This is a genomic window from Burkholderia sp. Bp9031, assembly GCF_003857965.1.
Taxonomy (GTDB): domain Bacteria; phylum Pseudomonadota; class Gammaproteobacteria; order Burkholderiales; family Burkholderiaceae; genus Burkholderia; species Burkholderia ambifaria_A.
Map to the genome: position 1 here is coordinate 1 of NZ_QTPW01000032.1, position 22329 is coordinate 22329.

Annotated in this window: 13 protein-coding genes and 1 pseudogene; 3 read left to right on the plus strand and 11 right to left on the minus strand. The window is 66.8% G+C overall.

The features are described 5' to 3' along the window. Positions 1–141 precede the first annotated feature (141 nt). Entirely contained in the window at positions 142–5076 is a 4935-nt protein-coding gene (locus DIE15_RS29845; protein WP_260428379.1) for an Ig-like domain-containing protein, read from the plus strand. 7 nt (positions 5077–5083) lie between these two features. Then, positions 5084–6457: a TolC family outer membrane protein gene (locus tag DIE15_RS29850; protein ID WP_124835032.1), complete on the plus strand. Its 1374-nt coding sequence runs from the start codon at positions 5084–5086 to the stop codon at positions 6455–6457. 118 nt (positions 6458–6575) lie between these two features. Here the strand turns inward: DIE15_RS29850 and DIE15_RS37205 are convergent. Continuing rightward, positions 6576–6692, minus strand: a pseudogene (locus DIE15_RS37205) (YadA-like family protein); the annotation flags it as partial. A gap of 487 nt (positions 6693–7179) precedes the next feature. Between DIE15_RS37205 and DIE15_RS29860 the strand changes: the two are divergent. Further along, entirely contained in the window at positions 7180–9399 is a 2220-nt protein-coding gene (locus DIE15_RS29860) for a LamG-like jellyroll fold domain-containing protein (protein ID WP_124835034.1), read from the plus strand. Positions 9400–9592: 193 nt separating this feature from the next. Here DIE15_RS29860 and DIE15_RS29865 read toward each other — a convergent pair whose 3' ends face one another. The 10 genes from DIE15_RS29865 to DIE15_RS29910 form a co-directional block, all read right to left on the minus strand. Further along, positions 9593–10780 (minus strand): M20 aminoacylase family protein, encoded by a 1188-nt coding sequence (locus DIE15_RS29865; RefSeq protein ID WP_057927433.1) that lies wholly within the window; start codon positions 10778–10780, stop codon positions 9593–9595. Positions 10781–10849: 69 nt separating this feature from the next. Beyond that, a complete protein-coding gene (locus tag DIE15_RS29870) occupies positions 10850–12319 on the minus strand; it encodes an aldehyde dehydrogenase family protein (protein WP_124835035.1) in 1470 nt (489 codons plus the stop codon). A 177-nt stretch (positions 12320–12496) separates the two neighbouring features. Beyond that, a complete protein-coding gene (locus DIE15_RS29875; RefSeq protein WP_057927352.1) occupies positions 12497–13822 on the minus strand; it encodes an FAD-binding oxidoreductase in 1326 nt (441 codons plus the stop codon). 2 nt (positions 13823–13824) lie between these two features. Next, positions 13825–14559: a cupin domain-containing protein gene (locus DIE15_RS29880; RefSeq protein ID WP_057927353.1), complete on the minus strand. Its 735-nt coding sequence runs from the start codon at positions 14557–14559 to the stop codon at positions 13825–13827. A gap of 118 nt (positions 14560–14677) precedes the next feature. Beyond that, the gene (locus DIE15_RS29885; RefSeq protein ID WP_124835036.1) at positions 14678–15133 is read right to left on the minus strand and encodes a helix-turn-helix domain-containing protein; all 456 of its coding nucleotides are present in this window, start codon (positions 15131–15133) and stop codon (positions 14678–14680) included. A gap of 149 nt (positions 15134–15282) precedes the next feature. Continuing rightward, complete coding sequence (locus DIE15_RS29890) at positions 15283–16560, minus strand: FAD-binding oxidoreductase (RefSeq protein ID WP_124835037.1); 1278 nt, start codon at positions 16558–16560, stop codon at positions 15283–15285. Positions 16561–16735: 175 nt separating this feature from the next. Further along, entirely contained in the window at positions 16736–18610 is a 1875-nt protein-coding gene (locus DIE15_RS29895) for an ABC transporter ATP-binding protein (RefSeq protein ID WP_057927354.1), read from the minus strand. Continuing rightward, positions 18610–19569 (minus strand): ABC transporter permease, encoded by a 960-nt coding sequence (locus DIE15_RS29900; RefSeq protein ID WP_057927355.1) that lies wholly within the window; start codon positions 19567–19569, stop codon positions 18610–18612. Before DIE15_RS29900 ends, DIE15_RS29895 begins: the two co-directional genes overlap by 1 nt. 30 nt (positions 19570–19599) lie before the next feature. Next, positions 19600–20553, minus strand: a complete 954-nt coding sequence (locus DIE15_RS29905; protein WP_057927356.1) for an ABC transporter permease — start codon at positions 20551–20553, stop codon at positions 19600–19602. A gap of 79 nt (positions 20554–20632) precedes the next feature. Continuing rightward, entirely contained in the window at positions 20633–22216 is a 1584-nt protein-coding gene (locus DIE15_RS29910; protein WP_057927357.1) for an ABC transporter substrate-binding protein, read from the minus strand. Between the last annotated feature and the right edge of the window lie 113 nt (positions 22217–22329).

Genomic DNA, 22329 nt, shown 5'->3' on the forward strand with positions numbered 1-22329 from the left:
CATACCTGGAATACCAGCTTCAGCGCGGTTGAAGGCCTGAACGACGTACAGGTCCGGCAGACCGATATCGCGGGCAACACCTCGTCGGCCACGTCGTTCAGCTTCACCCTCGATACGTCGGCAGCTGCACCCAGTGTTGCATTGACCACCGACTCCGGTAACAACGCCACCGACCACATCACCAATATCGGCACGTTGAATCTCACCGGTGTCGAAACCGGCGCCACCGTCGAATACTCGACAGACGGCGGCCATACCTGGAATACCAGCTTCAGCGCGGTTGAAGGCCTGAACGACGTACAGGTCCGGCAGACCGATGTCGCAGGCAACACGTCGGATCCGACTTCGTTCAGCTTCACCCTCGATACCTCGGCCGCTGCACCCAGCGTTGCGCTCTCGACCGATTCCGGCAGCAGCCCCACCGATCACATCACCAATGTCGGTACATTGAATCTCACCGGTGTCGAAACCGGCGCCACGGTCGAATATTCGATCGACGGCGGTCATACCTGGAACACCAGTTTCAACGCCGTTGAAGGCGTGAACGACGTGCAGGTTCGGCAGGTCGATGTCGCAGGCAACACGTCGGATCCGACTTCGTTCAGCTTCACCCTCGATACCTCGGCCGCTGCACCCAGTGTTGCATTGACGGCCGACTCCGGTAGCAGCCCCACCGATCACATCACCAACGTCGGCACCTTGAATCTTACCGGTGTCGAAACGGGCGCCACCGTCGAATACTCGACCGACGGCGGTCATACCTGGAATACCAGCTTCAGCGCGGTCGAAGGCCTGAACGACGTACAGGTCCGGCAAACCGATATCGCGGGCAACACCTCGTCGGCTACGTCGTTCAGCTTCACACTCGATACCTCGGCTGCTGCACCCGGTGTTGCGCTCACGGCCGACTCCGGTAGCAGCGCCACTGACCACATCACCAATGTCGGCACGTTGAATCTCACCGGTGTCGAAGCCGGCGCAGTTGTCGAATACTCGATCGACGGCGGCCATACGTGGAACACCAGCTTCAACGCCGTTGAAGGCGTGAACGACGTACAGGTTCGGCAGACTGATATCGCGGGCAACACCGCGGATCCGACGTCGTTCAGCTTCACGCTCGATACCTCGGCCGCTGCACCCAGCGTTGCGCTCACGACCGATTCCGGCAGCAGCCCCACCGATCACATCACCAATGTCGGTACATTGAATCTCACCGGCGTCGAAACCGGCGCGACCGTCGAATATTCGATCGATGGCGGTCATACCTGGAACACCAGCTTCAGCGCCGTCGAAGGCCTGAACGATGTACAGGTTCGGCAAACCGATGTCGCAGGCAACACCTCGTCGGCTACGTCGTTCAGTTTCACCCTCGATACGTCGGCGGCTGCGCCCAGCGTTGCGCTCACGACCGACTCCGGCAACGCCACCGATCACATCACCAATGTCGGCACATTGAATCTCACGGGCGTTGAAGCCGGCGCAGTTGTCGAATACTCGACCGACGGCGGTCATACGTGGAACAGCAGCTTCAACGCCGTCGAAGGCGTGAACGATGTACAGGTTCGGCAAACCGATGTCGCGGGCGACACCTCGGATCCGACGTCGTTCAGCTTCACGCTCGATACCTCCGCCGCTGCACCCAGCGTTGCGCTCACGACCGATTCCGGCAGTAGCGCCACCGACCACATCACCAACGTCGGCACCTTGAATCTCACCGGTGTTGAAGCCGGCGCGACCGTCGAATATTCGATCGATGGCGGTCATACCTGGAACACGAGCTTCAACGCCGTTGAAGGCATGAACGATGTACAGGTCCGACAAACCGATATCGCGGGCAACACGTCGTCGGCCACCTCGTTCAGCTTCACGCTCGACACCTCGGCGGCTGCACCCAGCGTTGCGCTGACCACCGACTCCGGTAGCAGTACTAGCGATCACATCACCAACGTCGGAACGCTCAATGTAACCGGTGTCGAGACAGGTGCGACCGTGCAGTACAGCGTCGACAACGGTTCGCATTGGGGCACGAGCTTCAGCGCCGTCGAAGGGTTGAACAACGTGCAGGTCCGGCAGATCGACGTCGCCGGCAACACCTCGTCGGCGACGTCGTTCAGTTTCACGCTCGATACGTCAGCCGCTGCCCCGAGCGTCGCGTTGACGACCGACTCCGGCAGCAGCGTCACCGACCACATCACCAACGTCGGCACGCTCAATGTCGCTGGCGTCGAAACGGGGGCCACGGTGCAGTACAGCGTCGATGGCGGTTCGCATTGGAACACCAGCTTCAGCGCGGTTGAAGGGTTGAACAACGTGCAGGTCCGGCAGATCGACGTCGCCGGCAACACCTCGTCGGCGACGTCGTTCAGTTTCACCCTCGATACGTCAGCCGCTGCCCCGAGCGTCGCGTTGACGACCGACTCCGGCAGCAGCGTCACCGACCACATCACCAACGTCGGCACGCTCAATGTCACTGGCGTCGAAACGGGGGCCACGGTGCAGTACAGCGTCGATGGCGGTTCGCATTGGAACACCAGCTTCAGCGCGGTTGAAGGGTTGAACAATGTGCAGGTCCGGCAGGTCGATGTCGCGGGCAACACGTCGTCGGCGACGTCGTTCAGTTTCACACTCGATACGTCGGCCGCTGCCCCGAGCGTTGCGCTGACCACCGACTCCGGCAGCAGCGCCACCGACCACATCACCAACGTCGGCACGCTCAACGTCACCGGCATCGAAACCGGCGCCACCGTGCAATACAGCATCGACAACGGCGCACACTGGAACACCACATTCAGCGCCGTCGACGGCGTGAACAACGTGCAAGTCCGCCAGACCGATGTCGCAGGCAACACCTCGTCGGCGACGTCGTTCAGTTTCACGCTCGATACGTCAGCCGCTGCACCCAGTGTCGCGCTGACGACCGACTCCGGCAGCAGCGCCACCGACCACATCACTAAGATCGGTACGCTCAACGTGACCGGTGTCGATGCGGGTGCGACCGTGCAGTACAGCATCGATGGCGGTTCGCATTGGAACACGAGCTTCAGCGCCGTCGAAGGACTGAACAACGTACAGGTTCGGCAGATCGACGTCGCGGGCAACACATCGTCGGCCACGTCGTTCAGCTTCACGCTCGACACGTCGGCCGCTGCCCCGAGCGTTGCGCTGACCACCGACTCCGGCAGCAGCGCCTCCGACCACATCACCAACGTCGGCACGCTCAACGTCACCGGCATCGAAACCGGCGCCACCGTGCAATACAGCATCGACAACGGCGCACACTGGAACACCACATTCAGCGCCGTCGACGGCGTGAACAACGTGCAAGTCCGTCAGATCGACGTCGCGGGCAATATCTCGAACGCCACGAGCTTAAGCTTCACGCTCGACACCACCGCGCCGTCGACGCTGTCATGGCAATACACGAACAGCAGCCACACGCTGACCGCCACCACCGACACGTCCGGCGTATGGAAAGTCCTGGTCCACGACAACACGCACAGTGGCGATTACACCGCAACGCAACAAACCGCCGGAACCTGGACCGTCGCACAAACGGGCCTCAACAATGACTCCCTCACCGTGACCGAGTGGGACACCGCGGGCAACTCGCTCTCGTTGACGCAGAAGGCGCCCGCCGGGGTCGCCGGATCCGAGATCAACCTGGCGCTCGCCGATCCGTCCGGCCACGCGTCCGATCTCGCGGTGACGATCGCCGGCATCCCGTCCGGCTGGACGCTGAATGCCGGCACCGACCTCGGCAACGGCGCATGGGTCGTGCCGACGAACGACCTCGGCGCGCTCACCGTCACGCCGCCCACCTCCTTCACTGGCGCCACCGTGCTCACGGTGACCGAAACCTGGACCGCCGCCGACGGCAGTCACGCAACCGCCACGATCGCGGACAACGTCGAAGCGTACGCGGCCAACGCGCCGATCTTCGCATGGTCGGGCGACGACCAGCTGACGGGATCCGCCGGCCACGACCTGTTCGTCCTCTCGCAGCCGATCGGCAACGACACGCTGCACACGTTCGACCTCGCCGCCGACAAGATCGATCTCGTGGGCTTCACGGGCATCGCAAGCTTCAGCGACGTCCAGGCGCACCTGGCAGACGACGCCAACGGCAATGCGGTGCTCACGCTGGGCGACGGCGCCACCATCACGGTGACGGGCGTTCATTCGACCGACCTCACCAGCGGCAACTTCGTGTTCGACCAGGAACCGGTGATGCAGAACGCCGGCATCATGACCGTGAACGACGGCGCGATGCTGCCGATCGGCGGGACCGTGGAGAACACGGGCACGATCGCACTCGGCTCGACCGGCGACATCACCCGGTTCGAAATCCTCGCGAAAAGCACGACGCTGGAAGGCGGCGGGCACGTGACGCTGTCCGACGACAGCCACAACGTGGTGTTCGGCAGCACGCCGGATGCAACGCTCGTGAACGTCGACAACACCATCGCGGGCGCCGGCCAGCTCGGCGCCGGCCAACTGACGCTCGTCAACGAAGGAACGATCGTCGCCGACGGCGCCAACGCGCTCGTCATCGACACGGGCACGCACGCCGTCGCCAACGCCGGCACGCTCGAGGCGACGGGCAGCGGCGGCCTCGTGATCGAAAGCGCGGTGACCAATACGGGCAACCTGTGGGCCAACAACGGCAACCTGACGATCCACGGCGACGTGACGGGCGCCGGCAGCGCGACGATCAGCGGCGCCGCAACGCTGGAGTTCGGCGGCGCGTCCGCGGAAAACACGACGTTCGCCGATGGCGCTGCGGGGACGCTCAAGCTGGATCACTCCGCCGGCTTCACCGGTACGGTCAGCGGCTTCGGCGCCGGCGACTCGCTCGACCTGACCGACGTTCTGTTCGGCGATCACACGACGCTGAGCTTCACGGCCAACGGCGCGGGAACGGGCGGCACGCTGACGGTTAGCGACGGCGTCCACACCGCGCAGGTCGCGCTTCAGGGCGATCTGTCGGGCGGCAGCTTCCAGCTCGCGCACGATCAGGGCAGCGGCACCGTGGTCACTTACGTCCCGCCGCCGCTGCCGCACGTTCAGGACGTTTGAGCCGATCATGAACAAGAACCGTCCTCTGCTTGCCGTGCTCGCACTCGCGTCGGCGCTCGCGGGCACCGCCGCGCCCGCCGCCGCGCAAAGCCTGCAGGAGGCGGTCGAGCAGGCGATCCGGACCAACCCCGAGGTCCTTGCCACGACCTACAACCGCGAAGCGGCGGATCAGGGCCTGAAGCAGGCGCGGGCCGGCTACCTGCCCCGCGTGGACGTCGACGCATCGATCGGCAAGGAGCAGCGCGACGACGTCGAAACGCGTCTGCTCGGGCTGAACCGAACGACGTTCACGCACCGGACGGCCAACGTGACGTTGTCGCAAATGCTGTTCGACGGTTTCGCGGTCAGGAGCGAAGTGGCGCGGCAACGGGCACGCATCGACTCATCCGCGAATCGCGTCGCGTCCACGTCGGAGGATGTGGCGCTACGCGTGGTGGGCGCGTACCTGGAAGTCCTGCGGCGCCAGGAAACGGTCGCCGCCGCCACCGACAATCTGGAGTCCCACCGCCGGATCCACGATCAGATCAAGCTGCGCAGCGACCGCGGCGTCGGCCGGCGCGCCGACCTTTACCAGGCGGAAAGCCGGCTGGCGCTCGCCGAGGACAACTTGCGGTCCGAGCAAAGCAATCTGAAAGACGCCGAAGTGGCCTACGCGCGGCTGGTAGGCGTGCCGCCTGACGTACTCGTCAAGCCGGTCGCACCGGAAGCCACGCTTCCGCCGACGGAACGACTCGCACTGGATACGGCGCTGGCAAGCCACCCGTCCCTCGCGGTCGCCGATGCGGACGTCGCCCAGGCCAATGCGCAATATGACGTGGCGAAGGCCGCACTATGGCCGCGCCTCGACCTGGAGCTCAGCGCGAGCCACGACCGCGACGGCGTGCTCGGTCCGACGAACGACCGTCGCGTAATGCTGCGGCTGCGCTACAACCTGTTCCAGGGCGGCGCCGACAAGGCGCGAATCGGCGAAGCGCATGCGCAGATCCGGGAAGCCGAGGAAGACCGCAACCGCACGCGCCTCGAGATCGCGGAAAGCGAGTCGCACGCCTACAACGCGTACGTCACCGCACGTGATCGCCTGGTCATGCTCAAGCAGTACGTCGATTCCAGCGCGTCGACGCGCGAAGCGTACCTGTTGCAGTTCGGCATCGGTCAACGTTCGCTGCTCGACCTGCTCAACGCCGAGAACGAGTATTACAGTGCCCGCGTCGATTACATCAGCGGTCAGTATGCGGAAGTGGCGAGCGCGTACCGCGTGTTCGCAGGGATGGGGCAGCTGCTCGACACGCTTCACGTCGCGCGGCCGGCGCAGGCATGGGGCGCGGGCGCCGTGCAGCCGGCAATGGCCTTCGACCGGCGCGCATCCGATCCCGGCAAATGACACGACCCCGGGTTCGGCATTCCGCCCCCGGGGCCCCTGTCGTCGTCGAAGCAGCCTGAGGCGTCGGGCATTATTCGCAGGCACGACGCCCGCGACGGTCAATGCACTTCGCGTCGCATCAGAACCGATACCCTGCGCCCACCACCGCACCGAAGTCCGACCGCGTGTTGCCCGTCACCGACGCCTTGACGGCCCAGCGATTGCTCTCCGTCACGTACGAATAGCCGGCCGCGAACGCGATTGCGCGTCGCACCGAGCCTGTCTCCATTCCCGTCGTTTCGACACGCTCCGTCGTGCTGTCGCGGCCCTGCCAGCCAAGACATGCTTTATCGCCGGACCTGTCGCGCACGAATCGGTGCGCGTCGGCCTGCGGCCCGCGGGCGTGCATCGCGATGTGAGACCCTTTTCATGTCATCCGTCGTATGACAACACTATTAAATAGTGGGAATCCATCGCTTTGCACACCTGAAAAGCCTCCATCCCGCCAGCCGACGACGATCATATCTCGCAAACGTATCAATCGTCATTTTCTCGCTCATTATTAGCATATTAATAAACAAAATCATTACAATCGGTATCCGAAAAATATGTCGTGTCGTGACGAACAGGTCATCGAAAAAGCCGATCCTTCCAGTACAATCCGCGTCGTCATGCGATGACTGATTTCACGTGGGCGCTGCCTCATTTCAACCGGGTCCCGTCAAGGAAGGAACGAACGCAACATGAACGACTCGCGGCTTCGACTTGAATCCGGTATGCACATTTCCCGGCGCACGTTCCTTTACAGCATCGGCGCGCTCGCGCTTTCGGCATGCGGCGGCACGGGCGCAAGCGAAAGCGCCGCCGGCATCGCGGTCGCCGCGGCCGGCAACCGAGCGCTCGCGCGCGTGGCGACCGGCACCCCGGCCATCGCCACGAACGACGCATTTGCGCATCCGGGCCTGCTGCATACCCAAGCGGATTTCGAGCGGATCGCGCAGAAGGTCGCGGCCGCCGCGTCGCCCTGGCTGGACGGCTGGAACACGCTGATCGCGAACAGTCATGCTCAGTTGTCGTGGTCGCCGCGCCCGCAGGCCGTCGTCACGCGCGGCGGCACCGGCGCGCAGAACTACCCGGTGCTGTACAAGGACATCGCGGCCGCCTACGCATGCGCGCTGCGCTGGAAGATCTCGGGCAATACCGCGGTTGCGTATGCGAACAAGGCCGTGCAGATCATGAACGCGTGGTCGTCGACGCTGCAGAACCTCGCCGGCGACTCGAACGTCGATCTCGCGGCCGGCATCTACGGCTACGAGTTCGCGAACGCGGGCGAAATCATGCGCACCTATCCCGGCTGGGCCGCGACCGACTTCGCCGCGTTCCAGGCGATGATGGCCGACAAGTTCTACCCGATCAACGCAGCCTTCCTGAGTCAGCACAACGGCACGGACATCACGCACTACTGGGCCAATTGGGATCTGTGCAACATCGCATCGATGATGGCGATCGGCGTGCTGTGCGACGACCACGCGAAGTTCGACGCAGCCGTCAACTACTTCATCGACGGGCCCGGCAACGGCGCGATCGCGCAGGCGGTCTACTACCTGCATCCCGGCCATCTCGGCCAATGGCAGGAGTCCGGCCGCGACCAGGGGCACAACACGCTCGGCATCGCGCTCGGCGGCACGATCTGCGAAATGGCGTGGAACCAGGGCATCGACCTGTACGGGCACGACCACAACCGCTTCCTCGCGGGCGCCGAATACGTCGCGAAGGCGAACCTCGTGCAGCCGGACGGCACGTTTCTCCCGGTGCCGTACGTGCCGTACGCGAACGTCGACGTCACGCAGGCGCAGTTCTCGACCGCCAGCCAGGGGACGATCCGTCCGTGCTGGGCGCTCGTCTACAACCACTACGTGAACCGCAAGGGGCTGGCCGCACCGTGGTCCGCGAAGTTCGCCCGCGCGATTCAGCCCGAAGGCGGCGGCGGCAACTACGGCGAAACGAGCGGCGGCTACGATCAGCTCGGCTACGGCACGCTGACCTGCACGCGCGACCCCGTTGCGCCCGCAACCGCACCGAGCGGGCTGACCGCGTGGCCGGCCGCCGGGCAGGTCGTGCTGTCGTGGTGGGGTGTCGCAAACGCAGCGAGCTATGACGTGAAACGTGCGTCCGTCCCTGGCGGTCCGTATACGACCGTCGCAAGCGGCATCGTCGATCCGTTGACGTACACCGACAGCCCGGCGTCAGGCGTGTGGTACTACGTGATCAGCGCGCGCAACGCAGCGGGCGAATCCGCGAATTCGCCGGAACTCGCCGCATCGACGGCGCTGCAACCGCATACGCTGCTGTCGTTCGACGAGACAAGCGGCACGAGCGCCGCGGACGCGAGCGGCACCGGCCATGCGGGCACGCTCGCCGGCGGCGCATCGCGCGTCACGGGCAAGCTCGGCAATGCGGTGTCGCTCGACGGCTCGACCGGCTACGTCGCACTGCCGAACGACATCGTCGCCGATGTGTCGGATTTCACGATCGCGGCGTGGGTCAACTGGCGCGGCGGGCAGACGTGGGCCCGCATCTTCGATTTCGGTTCGGGCACCGGGCGCTATCTGTTCGTCACGCCGAAGAGCTCACGCGGGACGATGCGCTTCGCGATCACGACCAACGGCGGACATGGCGAGCGCGTAGTCGACGGCAGCGCCGCACTGCCGGCCGGGCAATGGGCGCACGTCGCGGTCACGCTGTCGGCCGCGACCGCGACGCTCTATCTGAACGGCGCCGCGATCGGCTCGGCAAGCGACGTCATCTTCGCGCCATGGCGCGTCGGGAGAACCGCGCAGAACTGGATCGGACGTTCGCAGTATCCGGGCGATCCGTTCTTCAACGGCATGATCGACGAATTCCGCATTCATCGCGGCGCGCTGACGGCCGAGCAGGTAAAGGCGCTCGCGCAGGGCGCGTGATGGGCGCCGGCGTGCATGGGTTCAGCGGCGGCGCCCGATATCGCGACGAGTGCCGCAGCATCCCGCGGCGTCACTCGTCGCGATAATCAAGGATTTTTCGCGCGCCGTGTGCATGGGCTCACGCCGGTCAATCGCGTGAAAGTCGGCGTGAAGTAATTTCGATCGGCGAAACCGCCCGCCTCCGGGATCACGCTCAGCGGCAGGTACCGAAGTAACGCTGCGCCAGAGCGACCCAATACCGGACCCCGGCCGGAATGATGTCGTCGTTGAAATCGTATTTCGGGTGATGCAGCGCCGGGGCGGCCGCTCCGCCCGGCGCATTGCCGATCAGCACGTACGCGCCGGGGCGCTCCTCCAGCATGAAGCCGAAATCTTCGGAGGTCATGTTCGGCGGCACGTCGCGGTACAGGCGTTCATCCCCGAACGTGTCGCGAATCACCGCTTCGCAGAGCGCCGTCTCGGCCGGCGTGTTGACCGTCGCGGGGTAGTACTGAAAGAACTCGACGTCGACCTGCGCGCCATAGGCGCCGGCCAGCCCCTCGCACATGAGCTGGATATCGCGCTGCAGCTGTTGCTGCAGTGTCGACGACAGCGTGCGGATCGTCCCGCGCAGCTCGGCGCTGTCCGGAATGACGTTGTCCGTCGTTCCCGCATGGAACATGCAGACGGAAATGACGGCGGGATCCACCGGATCCTTGTGTCGCGCGGCGATGGTCTGGCATTGCAGCACCATCGAACAGGCGAGCGGCACGGGATCGATGCCCAGATGCGGCTGGGCCGCATGCGCGCCTTTGCCGGTTACCGTGATCCTGAACCGCGAGCCCGCGGCCATGATCGGCCCGGTGCGCAACCCGAAATGCCCGGCAGGCAAACCCGGCCAGTTGTGCATGCCGAATACCGCTTCCGTCGGATATTGCTCGAACAGCCCGTCGTCGATCATCTTGCGCGCGCCCGCGCCGCCCTCTTCTCCGGGCTGAAACACGAAATGAACCGTGCCCGGCAGCTGCGGCAAGTCCTTCAGCACGCGCGCGGCTCCAAGCAACATGACGGTATGGCCGTCGTGCCCGCACGCGTGCATGATCCCGTGCGCGCACGACGCATGCGCGAAGTCATTCGCTTCGTGAATCGGCAACGCATCCAGATCGGCGCGCAGCACGATTCCCCGGCCCGGATCCGCACCGGGCAGGCTCGCGACGACGCCCGTGCCGCCCAGACCGCGCGACACCGCATAGCCGAGCGCTTCGAGCTCGCGGGCCACGACGTCGGCCGTCCTGTGTTCTTCGAATCGCAATTCGGGATGCGCATGCAGGTCGCGCCGCAATCTCGCCCAGTGCGCGTGATGCGCGCGCAGCGACGCTTCGGGGATGACGGGGTTTTCCAATTTCGGCACCTTCGGAAAATAGACGGCTTCCATTCGACACGGCCGCCGCGTTCGCGCGCGGCGACTGCTTCAGTCGTAGAAGCCCACGATCGACTTGACCTCCATATACTCTTCCATCCCTTCGATCCCGTACTCGCGGCCGTTGCCCGACTGCTTGTACCCGCCGAACGGCGCCTGCGGGTCCCAAGCCGGGTAGTTCAGATGCACCTGGCCCGACCGGATGCGCGCGGCCACCGCGCGCGCGCGTTCCTTGTCGGTGCCCTGCACATGCGCGCCGAGCCCATAGACGGTATCGTTCGCGATCGCAACGGCTTCGTCGACGGTGTCGTAAGGCAGGATCGCGAGGACCGGACCGAAGATCTCCTGCTGCGCGATCGTCATGTCGGTGCGAACGTCGGAAAAGATCGTCGGCCGCACATAAAAACCGCGATCCAAACCGGCGGGCCGTTCGGGCCCGCCAGCGATGAGCTTCGCCCGTTCGTCGATGCCTGCATCGATCATCTGCCCGACCCGGCCGAACTGCGCGCGATTGGCCAGCGGCCCATGCGTCGTCGCCTCGGCGAACGGATCGCCAACGATCATCTGCTCCATTGCCGCGACGGCCAGCTCCTCTACCGCGCCGAGCACGCTGCGCGGCACGATCATTCGAGTCGGCGCGCTGCACGACTGGCCCATGTTCCGGAACGCGGCGGCCACGCCCGGCGCGATCGCGCGCGACAGGTCCGCATCGGGCAGCACGATGTTCGGCGACTTGCCGCCGAGCTCCTGCGCGACGCGCTTGACGGTCGGCGCCGCGGCCTGCGCAACCAGCACGCCGGCACGCGTCGACCCGGTGATCGACACCATGTCGACCTGCGGGTGCGACGAAAGCGCGGCGCCCACCTCCTCACCACTGCCGCTCACCAGGTTGAATACGCCCGCGGGCACGCCCGCATCGGCGATCACTTCGGCAAACAGCAACGCGCTGAGCGGCGACAGCTCGCTCGGTTTCAGCACCACCGTGCAGCCCGCCGCGAGCGCCGGGCCGACCTTCGCCGTGATCTGATAGATCGGCCAGTTCCACGGCGTGATCAGCACGCATACGCCGATCGGCTCGCGCGCGATCGCGGTCGTCCCGCGCTGCTTCAGGAACGGATAACTGGCCAGATTGTCGCGCGCGACCCGGATATGTTCGGCCGCGAGCGGCACATGGGCGCCGCGTGCATAGCTGATCGGCGCGCCCATCTCCAGCGCAAGCGCCGTGGCGAACTGCTCGGCGCGCTCCAGCATCAACGCATGCACGCGGTCGAGCAGCGCGGCGCGTTGCTGCGGCGACGTCGCGGCCCAGCGTTCGAAAGCGTTGCGCGCGGCCTGCACCGCGCGGTCGGCGTCGCGCGCGCTCCCGAGCGGGATGTCGCACAGCGTTTCTTCGGTGGACGGGCAAACGACCGCGAACCGGTCGCCGCCGTCGGGCAAGACCCAGTCGCCGTCGATGAAGAAGCGATCCAGCCTGCCGGCTTCCATCAGGTGACGAACCGGTGAATTGTCGGGTGAATTCATTTCAGGGTGTCCTTGCATACCATGCGCCGACGAACGGCGGAAACCATCGCTTGCCGAAGCGGCCGTGAAGCACCGCGGCCATCCGCCATCGCAGGATCGGCCGGCTTCCTTCGTTCGACGGTCCGGACCCACACGAGTCCGGAGTCCGCCGCCATCGTCCGCGAAATGGCTTCAAAACTAGAAATCGGCAACCTTGCCCCATGCGGAATCGACGAACCGGCCCGGCCGATACGGTACCGGGTCCACGATCGGCTCCGCGCCCGTGGCGAGATCCGCGATCAGGTGACCGGCACCGGGGCCGATGCCGAAGCCGTGCCCGGAAAAACCTGCCGCCAGGATCAATCCCGGCACGCCCGGCACTTCGCCGATACCCGGCACGCCGTCCGGCGTGCTGTCGACGTACCCGGCCCATGCGTGCGTGATCGTCGCTTCGCGAAGTTCGGGCAGCAGTTCAACCGCACGGCGGTATGTTTCGGCGACCGTCGGCATATCGGGCTTCGGATCCAGAATGCGTACCGCCTCCATCGGCGTCGGCGCATCGAGGCGCCAGCGCTTCAGCGTTTCATGGCCGCCGCGCACCCCTTCGAGGCCGCCCGGCAGAAGATTGCGCCAGCGCTTCGCGAACATCGGCACGAATTGCGGCGCGAAGCGCAGGAACTGCGGCGTCAGGTCCACGCGCGCGCGGCCACTGATCGCCAGCGCGTAGCGTCCGTCGCAGCGGCGCGTCACGGACACGCCGGACGTATACAGCGCATCCGGCAGCGGATGCTCGACGGGCGACACGCTCAGGATCGACTGACGGATCGACGCCTGCGGAAAACGGATACCGAGCTGGCGGCAGAACGACGACGCCCACGCACCGCCCGCGAGCACGACCGTCCGGGTCTTGATGACGCCCGCCTCCGTGACGACGGCGCTGACGCGCCCGCCCTCGAGTTCGATCCCGCGCGCGGCGCAGTGCTGGTGAACGCTGCCGCCGAGCTTCATCAGTGCGGCGGCCACGGCCGGCGCGGCCTTGCCCGGATCGGCCGTGCCGTCGCTCGGCGAGAACACGCCGCCTTTCCACGACCGACCGGTCGCATGCCCGCGCTCGCCGGCTTGCTTGCTGTCGAGCATGTACGTCGTCACGCCGGCGGTCTTCGCGAAGTCGCCCCAGCTGGCCCAGCGCGACAGCTCGGCCTCGTCATTGCTCAGATACAGCAGCCCGCAGCGATGGAAGCCCGTGTCCTCGCCGGTTTCGGCGGCGAATCGTTCCCACAGATCGATGCTCTTGCTCGCCATCGGCAGCTCGCGCGCGTCGCGGTTCTGCTGCCGGCACCAGCCCCAGTTGCGGCTCGACTGCTCGGCGCCGATTCGGCCCTTCTCGACCAGCGCGACCGACATCCCGCGCCGGGCGAGGTAGTAGGCGGTGAAGACGCCGATGATGCCACCGCCGATCACGACGACGTCGGCCGAAGCCGGCGGCGTGGGCGAAGTTTCTATATGGCGCAGCGGAGGGGACATGTTCAGTCTCGGTCGGTGGATGCTTGGACGTTTTGCACAACGTAGAACTTCGCCACGCGTTCGCTGCTTTCCCACCCGATCGATGCACCGCGCGGCACGAACAGCGCGTCGCCGGCGCCGAGCGACAGCACGCTGCCGTCGGGCGCGGCGAACCGTACGCTGCCGTCCAGCAGCAACATGAACTCGTTCACGCGATGCGGGCGAATGATGCGGTGATAGGGCGTCGAATCCCACGTGCCCGCGCAGCACTCGGCACCGTCGTCGAGGAACACGTTGTCGCTGCGGCATTGCGGCGCGGGCCCGAGCAGCACCTCCGCGGGCAGCGTCGACGACGGCTTGAAGTCCGCGTCGGCACGCAACGGAAAGAGGCCCTGCTTCGTCGGTCTCGTGCACGCGGCGGCGCAGAACGTCAACAGCACGGGCGCTTGCGCCGTGATGCGAAGCGCGGTGCCGCCGCCGATCACCACCCCCTCGCGCGGGCCGAGCACCAGCGGCGCGGCCCCGGCCGCTTCGAGCGTCAGCTCGCCTTCGACGACCACGAGGGTCTCGATGTGCGGAAAGCTCGCCACGTCGAGCTCGCCGACGAAGCCGATACGCCCCGCGGCCATCGCGTCGGGCCCTTCCCACGCAATTTCCCGATGTGGCGCGAAGGGATCGTTCTCGCCGAACGCCCGCTTGCGGAACGCGGTTGAAGAAAGTGTGCCGTCGGCACGATGCAACACGAAAGCTGCAGTCATTCCTGCTCCTGTGCAATGCGCGGCGGCCTGGTCGAAACCCGTCGCGCGATATCGGAAATCGTCGTTCACCGGCATCGAGCCGGAAACCCGCGGGCGGCACGCCGCCCGCGCTTGGCGCCTACGCGGCGTGACACGACACGTCGCGGCGTTCGGCGCGCGGGCGCGTCGACGACGTTCGCGCCGGCGCGCCGCCCGGCCGCGTGTGCACGTAGTCGCGCGGCGTGATCCCGAGCACCCGCCGGAAATGCCGGCACAGATGGCTCTGATCGAAAAAACCGACGTCGGTCGCGACGACCGACGGTGCGAGACCGGCGCGCAGCAAGTCCTGCGCACGCCGCACACGCACGAGGCACAGATACCGGTGCGGCGACAACCCGGTTTCGCTGCGAAAGCGCGCGGTGAAGCGCGACACGCTCAACCCGGCCACAGCCGCGAGCGTGTCGAGGTTCAGCGGCTGCGCGAACGACGCGTCGATCGTGCGCAGCACGTCGCCGATCGCGGTCGATACGGGCCGCGCGACACGAGGCGTGCGGGGCGTCACGCCCTCGAGCGGATCGTGGAACGGGATGGCCATGATCTCCGTCCTCATGCCGCCGCCTGCACGATAGCGGCCGGCGCGGCGAAGCCCACGATCGGAGACGGCTCGATCGACGTATCGGCCGCGCGAGCGGCGAGCGAACAAACAAAGCGCACTTTCATATCGAATCCTCCGGAGCGCTGGCTTCAGTGCAGGAAGTCCTGCATCCGGTAATACGCGCCGACGATCGGCAGGAACCACGCGTGCCCGAAATGGCCGGGTATGGCCGGCCAGTCGAGCTCGCGCCACGGATTCGACGCGGCCGCGCCGTACAGCACGTCGGCCATCACGCGGCCCATGTGCACGGACATCTGCACGCCGTGGCCGCTGTAGCCCATCGAGTAATAGAGTCCGTCGTGCTGGCCCGCGCGCGGCAGCCGGTCGGCGGTGATGTCGACCAGCCCGCCCCAGCAGAAATCGAGCCGCACCTTGGCCAGCTCGGGGAAATAGTCGGCCATGCCGGCGCGCAGGATGTCGCCGCTTTTCGCGTCGGAGTGCGGGCTCGACATCGCGAAGCGCGCGCGGCCGCCGAACAGCAGCCGGTTGTCGGGCGTCACGCGGAAGTAGTTGCCGATCTGGCGCGACGTCACGTAGGCACGGCGATGCGGGAACAGGCGGTTCAACTGCGCGTCGGGCAGCGGCTCGGTGACGACGATGAAGCTGCCGACCGGCGCGATGCGCCGCCGGAACCACGCGAACGGCCCGTGCTGCGATGCGCCGGTCGCGACCAGCACGCGATCGGCGACGATCGTGCCGCGCGAGGTGGTGAGCGTGTGGCGCTCGCCGTCGAGCCGCTCGAGCTGCGTGACCGCCGCATGCTCGTAGACGCGGGCGCCCGCCTGCACGGCTGCGTGCGCGAGCCCGACGCCGAACTTGCCCATGTGCATCTGCGCGCCATTGCGCTGCAACAGGCCGCCGTGGAAACCGTCGGAGCCGACTTCATCGCGGATCCGCGACGGCTCGATCAATTCGATGTCCGGATCGACGTCGTGCCGCAACGCGTCGAAGGTCTTGGCAAGCCCCGCGAAATGCTGCGGCTTCGCGGCGAGCTTCAGCTTGCCCGCACGCCGGAAGTCGCAGTCGATCGCGTGCTCGGCGACGATCGTCTCGACGCTCTTCACCGCGCTTTCGTACGCGCGATAGAACCGTTTCGCCTGCTCGACACCGATTCGCGCGGCAAGCGACGCATAGTCCTGCGCGACGCCGGTATTGCACTGGCCGCCGTTGCGGCCCGACGCTTCGCCCGCGACCTGCGCGGCTTCGAGCACGACCACCGATACGCCGCGCTGCGCGAGCGCGAGCGCCGCCGACAACCCGGTGAAGCCGCCACCGATCACGACCACGTCCGCGCGCCCTTCGACGGGCCCTTCGCTGCCGGTGCGAAACGCGGGGCGAGTATCCAGCCAGTACGATTCCAGTTTCATCGGATCCTTCTTTTGCATTCCGGCGACGGCGCGCAACGGCCGTCCATTGCAAGTTATTTAATCACCGTCAAAAAGCGCAGTTGCCGCGTATTCGCGCGCGGCGCGCGTACAAATCTCCGTTTTGCGCGACCGCCGCAGCAGACTATGCGGAACGTCCGCTGCCGCGGCCCGCGCGCTACAGACGCACCGGCTGCGCCGGCGCGACGTCGGCCTGCCCCGGCTCCGCCTGGAAGCGCGCGAGGTCTTCCTCGCTGCGATGGCACAGCACCTGCGCGCCGTTCTCGAGCGTGCGCAGCGCGGGGGCGGTCCGGTTGCATACGCCGTCCACCCGCATCGCGCAGCGCGACAGGAACGGACACAGCTCGGCATCGTCGGCGCTCGCGCCGATCGGCACCAGCGGCCGGTGGCAACGCTCGGCAGCATCGTCGAGCCAGCCCGCGCGCAGCTCCGGCGCGGACGACACGAGCAGGTGCGAATACGGGTGATAAGGCGGCGCGCACAGCGCATCTCGGCTGCCCGTCTCGACACGACGGCCCGCATACAGCACGACGATGTCGTCGCTGATCGCGCGCACTTTCGCGATGTCGTGCGTGATGAACACATACGACACACCGAGCTTCGCCTGCAGGTCGCGCAGCAAATCCATGATCGCGGCACCGACCACGGTGTCGAGCGCCGACGTCACCTCGTCGCACAGGATCAGGTCGGGCTCGGCCGCGAGCGCACGCGCCAGGTTCACGCGCTGCTTCTGTCCGCCGGACAGCTCGCCGGTGCGCCGCGCGGCCACCGCCTGCGGCAGCCGCACGAGTTCGAGCAGTTCCGCGACGCGCTGCCGCGCACGCGCGCCCTTGATCCCGTGATAGAACGCGAGCGGCCGCGCGAGCGTGCGCTCGACGGTATGCACCGGATTGAGCGCGGTATCGGCGTTCTGGAACACGATCTGCACGCGGCGGTGCTGCTCCTTGGTGCGCTTGCCGATGTCGAGCGCGAGCGGCTCGCCGTCGAGCAGGATCTGTCCGCCCGTCGCGGGCACGAGACCCGCGATCACCTTCGCGAGCGTCGTCTTGCCGGAGCCCGACTCGCCGATCACGCCGACCGTCTGCCCGCGCCCGATGCGCAGGTCCACTTCGTGCAGGATCACCTTCGCGGGCCAGCCCGTCGCGGTACGACCGCCGTAGCCGGCGATCGCGCCGCGCACGTCGAGCAGCGGCGCCGGTGCGGCGCGCGCCGCCTTGGCGTCGCGTTCGGCATCGGCCGGCGTGACGGCCGCGATCAGGCTTTGCGTATACGGGTGCGCTGGCGCATGCAGGATCTGTTCGGTATCGCCCGACTCGCGGATCACGCCGTCGCTCAGCACGACGATCCGGTCGGCCATCTGCGCAACCACCGCCAGATCGTGCGACACGTACACCGCACTCATCCCGTAGCGCCGGATCACGCTCTTGAACGCCTGCAGCACGTCGATCTGCGTGGTCACGTCGAGCGCGGTGGTGGGCTCGTCGAGGATCACCAGCTCCGGATCGGTGATCAGCGCCATCGCGGCCATCAGCCGCTGCAGCTGGCCGCCCGACACCTGGTGCGGATAGCGCTTGCCGATCGTTTCCGGCTCGGGCAGCGCGAGCGCGCGGAACAGCTCGACCGCCTTCGCCTGCGCGTCGCGCTTCGACAGCGTCTTGTGGATCAGCGCGCTCTCGATCACCTGGTCGAGGATCGTGCGCGACGGGTTGAACGCGGCGGCCGCGCTCTGCGCGATATACGCGACGCGGCGGCCGCGCAATGCGGTCAGCGCCTGCGCGGACAGCGCGCATACGTCCGTGCCGCCGATCTTCACCGAGCCGCCGGCGATCCGGCAGCCGGCGCGCGCATGCCCCATCAGCGACAGCGCGATCGTCGTCTTGCCCGAGCCGGACTCGCCGATCAGCGCGAGCACCTCGCCGCGCCCGATGTCGAAGTCGACGTCGTGAACGATCGTCGTTTCCGCGCCACCCGGACGGCCGCCGACCACGCGCAGCCCGCGTACCTCGACGAGCGGAGTCGATTCATCTCGCATCAGTGTTCTCCCGCGGCCGCGGCCGCGCCCTTGCGGCGGCCGCGATGCGGCAGGCCGTCGATCAACAGGTTGACGCCCACCGTCAGGATCGCGATCGCGACCGCGGGCATGATCGCGACGGCCGAGCCGTCGCCGAGGCTGGCGATGTTCTCGCGCACGAGCGAGCCGAGGTCCGCATACGGCGGCTGCACGCCGAGCCCGAGAAAGCTCAGGCCGCTCAGCAGCAGCACGACGAACGTGAAGCGCAGCCCGGTATCCGCGAGCATCGGGTGAATCATGTTCGGCAGCATCTCGACGCAGGCGATGTACAGCGCGCTCTCGCCGCGTGCACGCGCGACCTGCACGAATTCGAGCGTGCTGATGTTGACCGCCAGCGCGCGCGCGATCCGGTACGAGCCGGGCATGTAACTGACCGCGGCGGTGAGGACCAGCAGCGGCAGCGACGAGCCGAACGCGGCGACGAACATCAGCGCGAACATCTTCGACGGAATCGACGTGAGCGCGTCGAGCAGCCGGCTCATCGTCTCGTCGACCGCGCGGCCCGACACGGTCGCGAGCAGCCCGAGCGTCGTGCCGGTCAGCGCGGCGAGCAGCACCGCGGCCAGCGCGAGCAGCACGGTCAGCCGCGTGCCGTACAGGATCCGGCTCAGCATGTCGCGGCCGAGGAAGTCGGAGCCGAACGGCAGCTTCGCGCCGAACGGCGCGAACACGTCCGTCGTGACGATCGCGCCGACGTCGTGCGGCGCGAGCAGCGGCGCGAACACGGCGACGAACAGCATCAGGGCGACCATCGACAGGCCGACGCGGCCGCCTGTCGTCAGTTGCACGCGGAGGGCGCGGCGCTTGCGCGGCTGGTCGGGGGCCGGCGCGGCGGGCGGCGGCGCGCCGCCCCACGGTGGTTGCTGATCGCCTGACGGCGGCAGCGCACTGCTGCGTTGTACGGGTTCGGTCGGGTGCATGGTGGGCATCTCGTAAGGAAGACGGGGCGCTCAGGTCCGCAGTCGCGGGTTCGACACGATCGAGCACAGGTCGGCGAACAGCACGAGCGTCAGGTAGGCGACGCAGAAGATCAGCGTGCACGCCTGGACCAGCGGGAAATCGCGGTTGCTGACGGCGTCGACCATCAGGCTCGCCAGACCCGGATAGTTGAAGATCGTCTCGACGACGATCACGCCGCCGAGCAGATACGACAGGCTCAACGCGATCGCATTGGCGATCGGGCCAATCGCGTTCGGCAGCGCATGGCGCAGCACGACGCGTGCGGGACTCGCGCCCTTCAACACGGCCATCTCGACATACGATGCGCTCAACTGCTCGATCACCGCGGCGCGCGTCATGCGTGCCATCTGCGCGATCACGACCGCGCACAGCGTCAGCACCGGCATCGCATATGCACGCAGGAAATCGTGCAGGCTTTCGATCGGGCCGCTGTACGACAGCGCGGACAGCCAGCGCAACTTCACCGCGAACAAGAGCACGGCGACCGTCGCGATCAGGAATTCCGGCGTCGCGACGAGCGACAGCGTGCCGAGGCTGATCGCGCGATCGACCACCGACTCGCGCTTGACGGCCGCGAGGATGCCGAGCAGCAGCGCGATCGGCACCGACACGGCGGTCGTGATCGCCGCGAGCGTGAGCGATTTCGGCAGGCGTGTGCCGATCATCTCGGACACCGGCATGTCGCCGGACAGCGACCGACCGAAATCGCCGTGCAACAGCCCGGCGAGCCAGTGCACGTAACGCACGTGCGCCGGCATGTCGAGACCGAACTGCTGGCGCAGCGCGGCGACCGTCTCCGGTGTCGCCGACTGGCCGAGGGCGGCCTGCGCGGCGTCGCCCGGCAGCAGATTCGTAATGGTGAAGATGATCGCGGACACGATCAGCAACGTCAGCGCGGTGACCGCGATGCGTCGGCCGATCAGGCCGATGAGAATTCGGTTCATGAAGCGACACTCCCGAAAAGGCCGCGCGCGGCCGGCGCGGTGACCCGCACCGGCCGCATGGCGGCCGCCAGCCACAACGTCATGCGTTCCACCACACGTTCTCGGCGAACATGAAGCCCATCATCCCGCCGGTCGGGATCGAACCGAGACCGGCGAGCCGCTTGTCATAGCCGTCGAGGAAGCTGATGAAGGCCGGAATGCCGACGCGGCCCTGTTGCGACACGATCACCTGCATGTCGCCGTACATCTGCTTGCGCTTCGCGTCGTCGGTTTCCGAACGCGCGGCGAGCAGCAGCTGGTCGAACTTCGCGTTCTTCCAGCCCGACTCGTTCCACGACGCATCCGACTTGAAGAACTGCGTGAACAGCACGTCGGCGCTCGAGCGCGGGTTGATGTTGCCGAAGGTGAGCGGGTGCTTCATCCAGTGGTTCGACCAGTAGCCATCGGGCGACGCGCGGTTGACCTGCAGGTTCAGCCCGATCTTCTGGCCGGCCTGCTGCAGCAGCACGGCCATTTCGATCGAGCCGTTCGCGTCGGACGTCGCATAGATCGGCGGCAGTGTGGCGCCCAGCGCGCCCGCCTTCTGGAACAGGAATTTCGCCTTGTCCGGATCGTGCGGCCGCTGCGGCAGCGACGCGTTGAAGTAGCGATGCCCCGGCGGAATCGGCTGGTCGTTGCCGATCACCGAGTAGCCGCGGAACACCGCCGAGCGGATCTGCTCGCGATCGAACAGGTACTTCATCCCTTCGACGAAATCGGGGTTCGCGACGAGCGGGTTGTCGCTGCGCATGATCAGGTCGGTATAGAGCCCCGACTTGGTTTCCTTCAGCGCGTAGCCCGGCGTCGACGCGACCCGCTGCGTCGAGCGCGGATCGATCGCGTTGATCAGGTGCACGTCGCCCGACAGCAGCGCGTTCAGGCGCGCGGCGCTGTCGCTGATGCCGATCAGCTCGATCTCGTCGAGATACGGCCTGCCCGGCTTGAAGTAGCTGTCGTTGCGCACGCCGACGGTCGACACGCCCGGCTTGAACGATTTCAGCTTGTAAGGGCCGCAGCCGATGGCGGTCGCGAAGTCGGTCGTGCCGTCCTTGACGATCACGAGCTGCGGCGTCGCGAGGATCACCGGCAGGTCGGCGTTCGCGCTGGCGAGCGTGAGCGTGACTTCGTCCGGGCCGCTCGCCTTCGCATCGGCGAACTGGTCGGCGAGCGGCTTGACCTTCGACGCGGTGGCCGGGTTCTTGTGGCGCATCAGCGAAAACACCACGTCGGCCGGGCCGACCGATTTCCCGTCGTGGAACGTGACGCCCTTGCGCAGCTTGATGACCCACGTCTTCGCGTCGGTCGTATGCAGCGACTCAGCCAGATTCATCTGCGGCGTGAGGCTTTGATCCAGCTGCGTGAGGCCGCTGTAGAACATGAAGAAGCGGATGTAGTCGGCACCCGTCGAGCCCTTGGCCGGATCGAGCGTATCGGCCGTCGAACTCGATTCGTTCGCGACCCGGATCTTGCCGCCGCGCTTGGCGGCCGGTGCTGCGAATGCGGATTGCATGCCGGTCAGCAGCCCGCCGCCGCCGACGGCCATCATGCCGCTCGCCGCCATGACCCGCATCATGTCGCGGCGCGTGATGCCGCCCTTGCCGCCGTTGTCGATATCGTCGCTCATCCGAACTGCTCCTGACTGTGGAAAGTGGGGTCTGGGGTCCAGCGTGGTTCGAGAAACCCGTCGCGCCCGCCTGCTGGTAGCGGGCGCGACGCCCTGCGTACTAAGTTCATTTA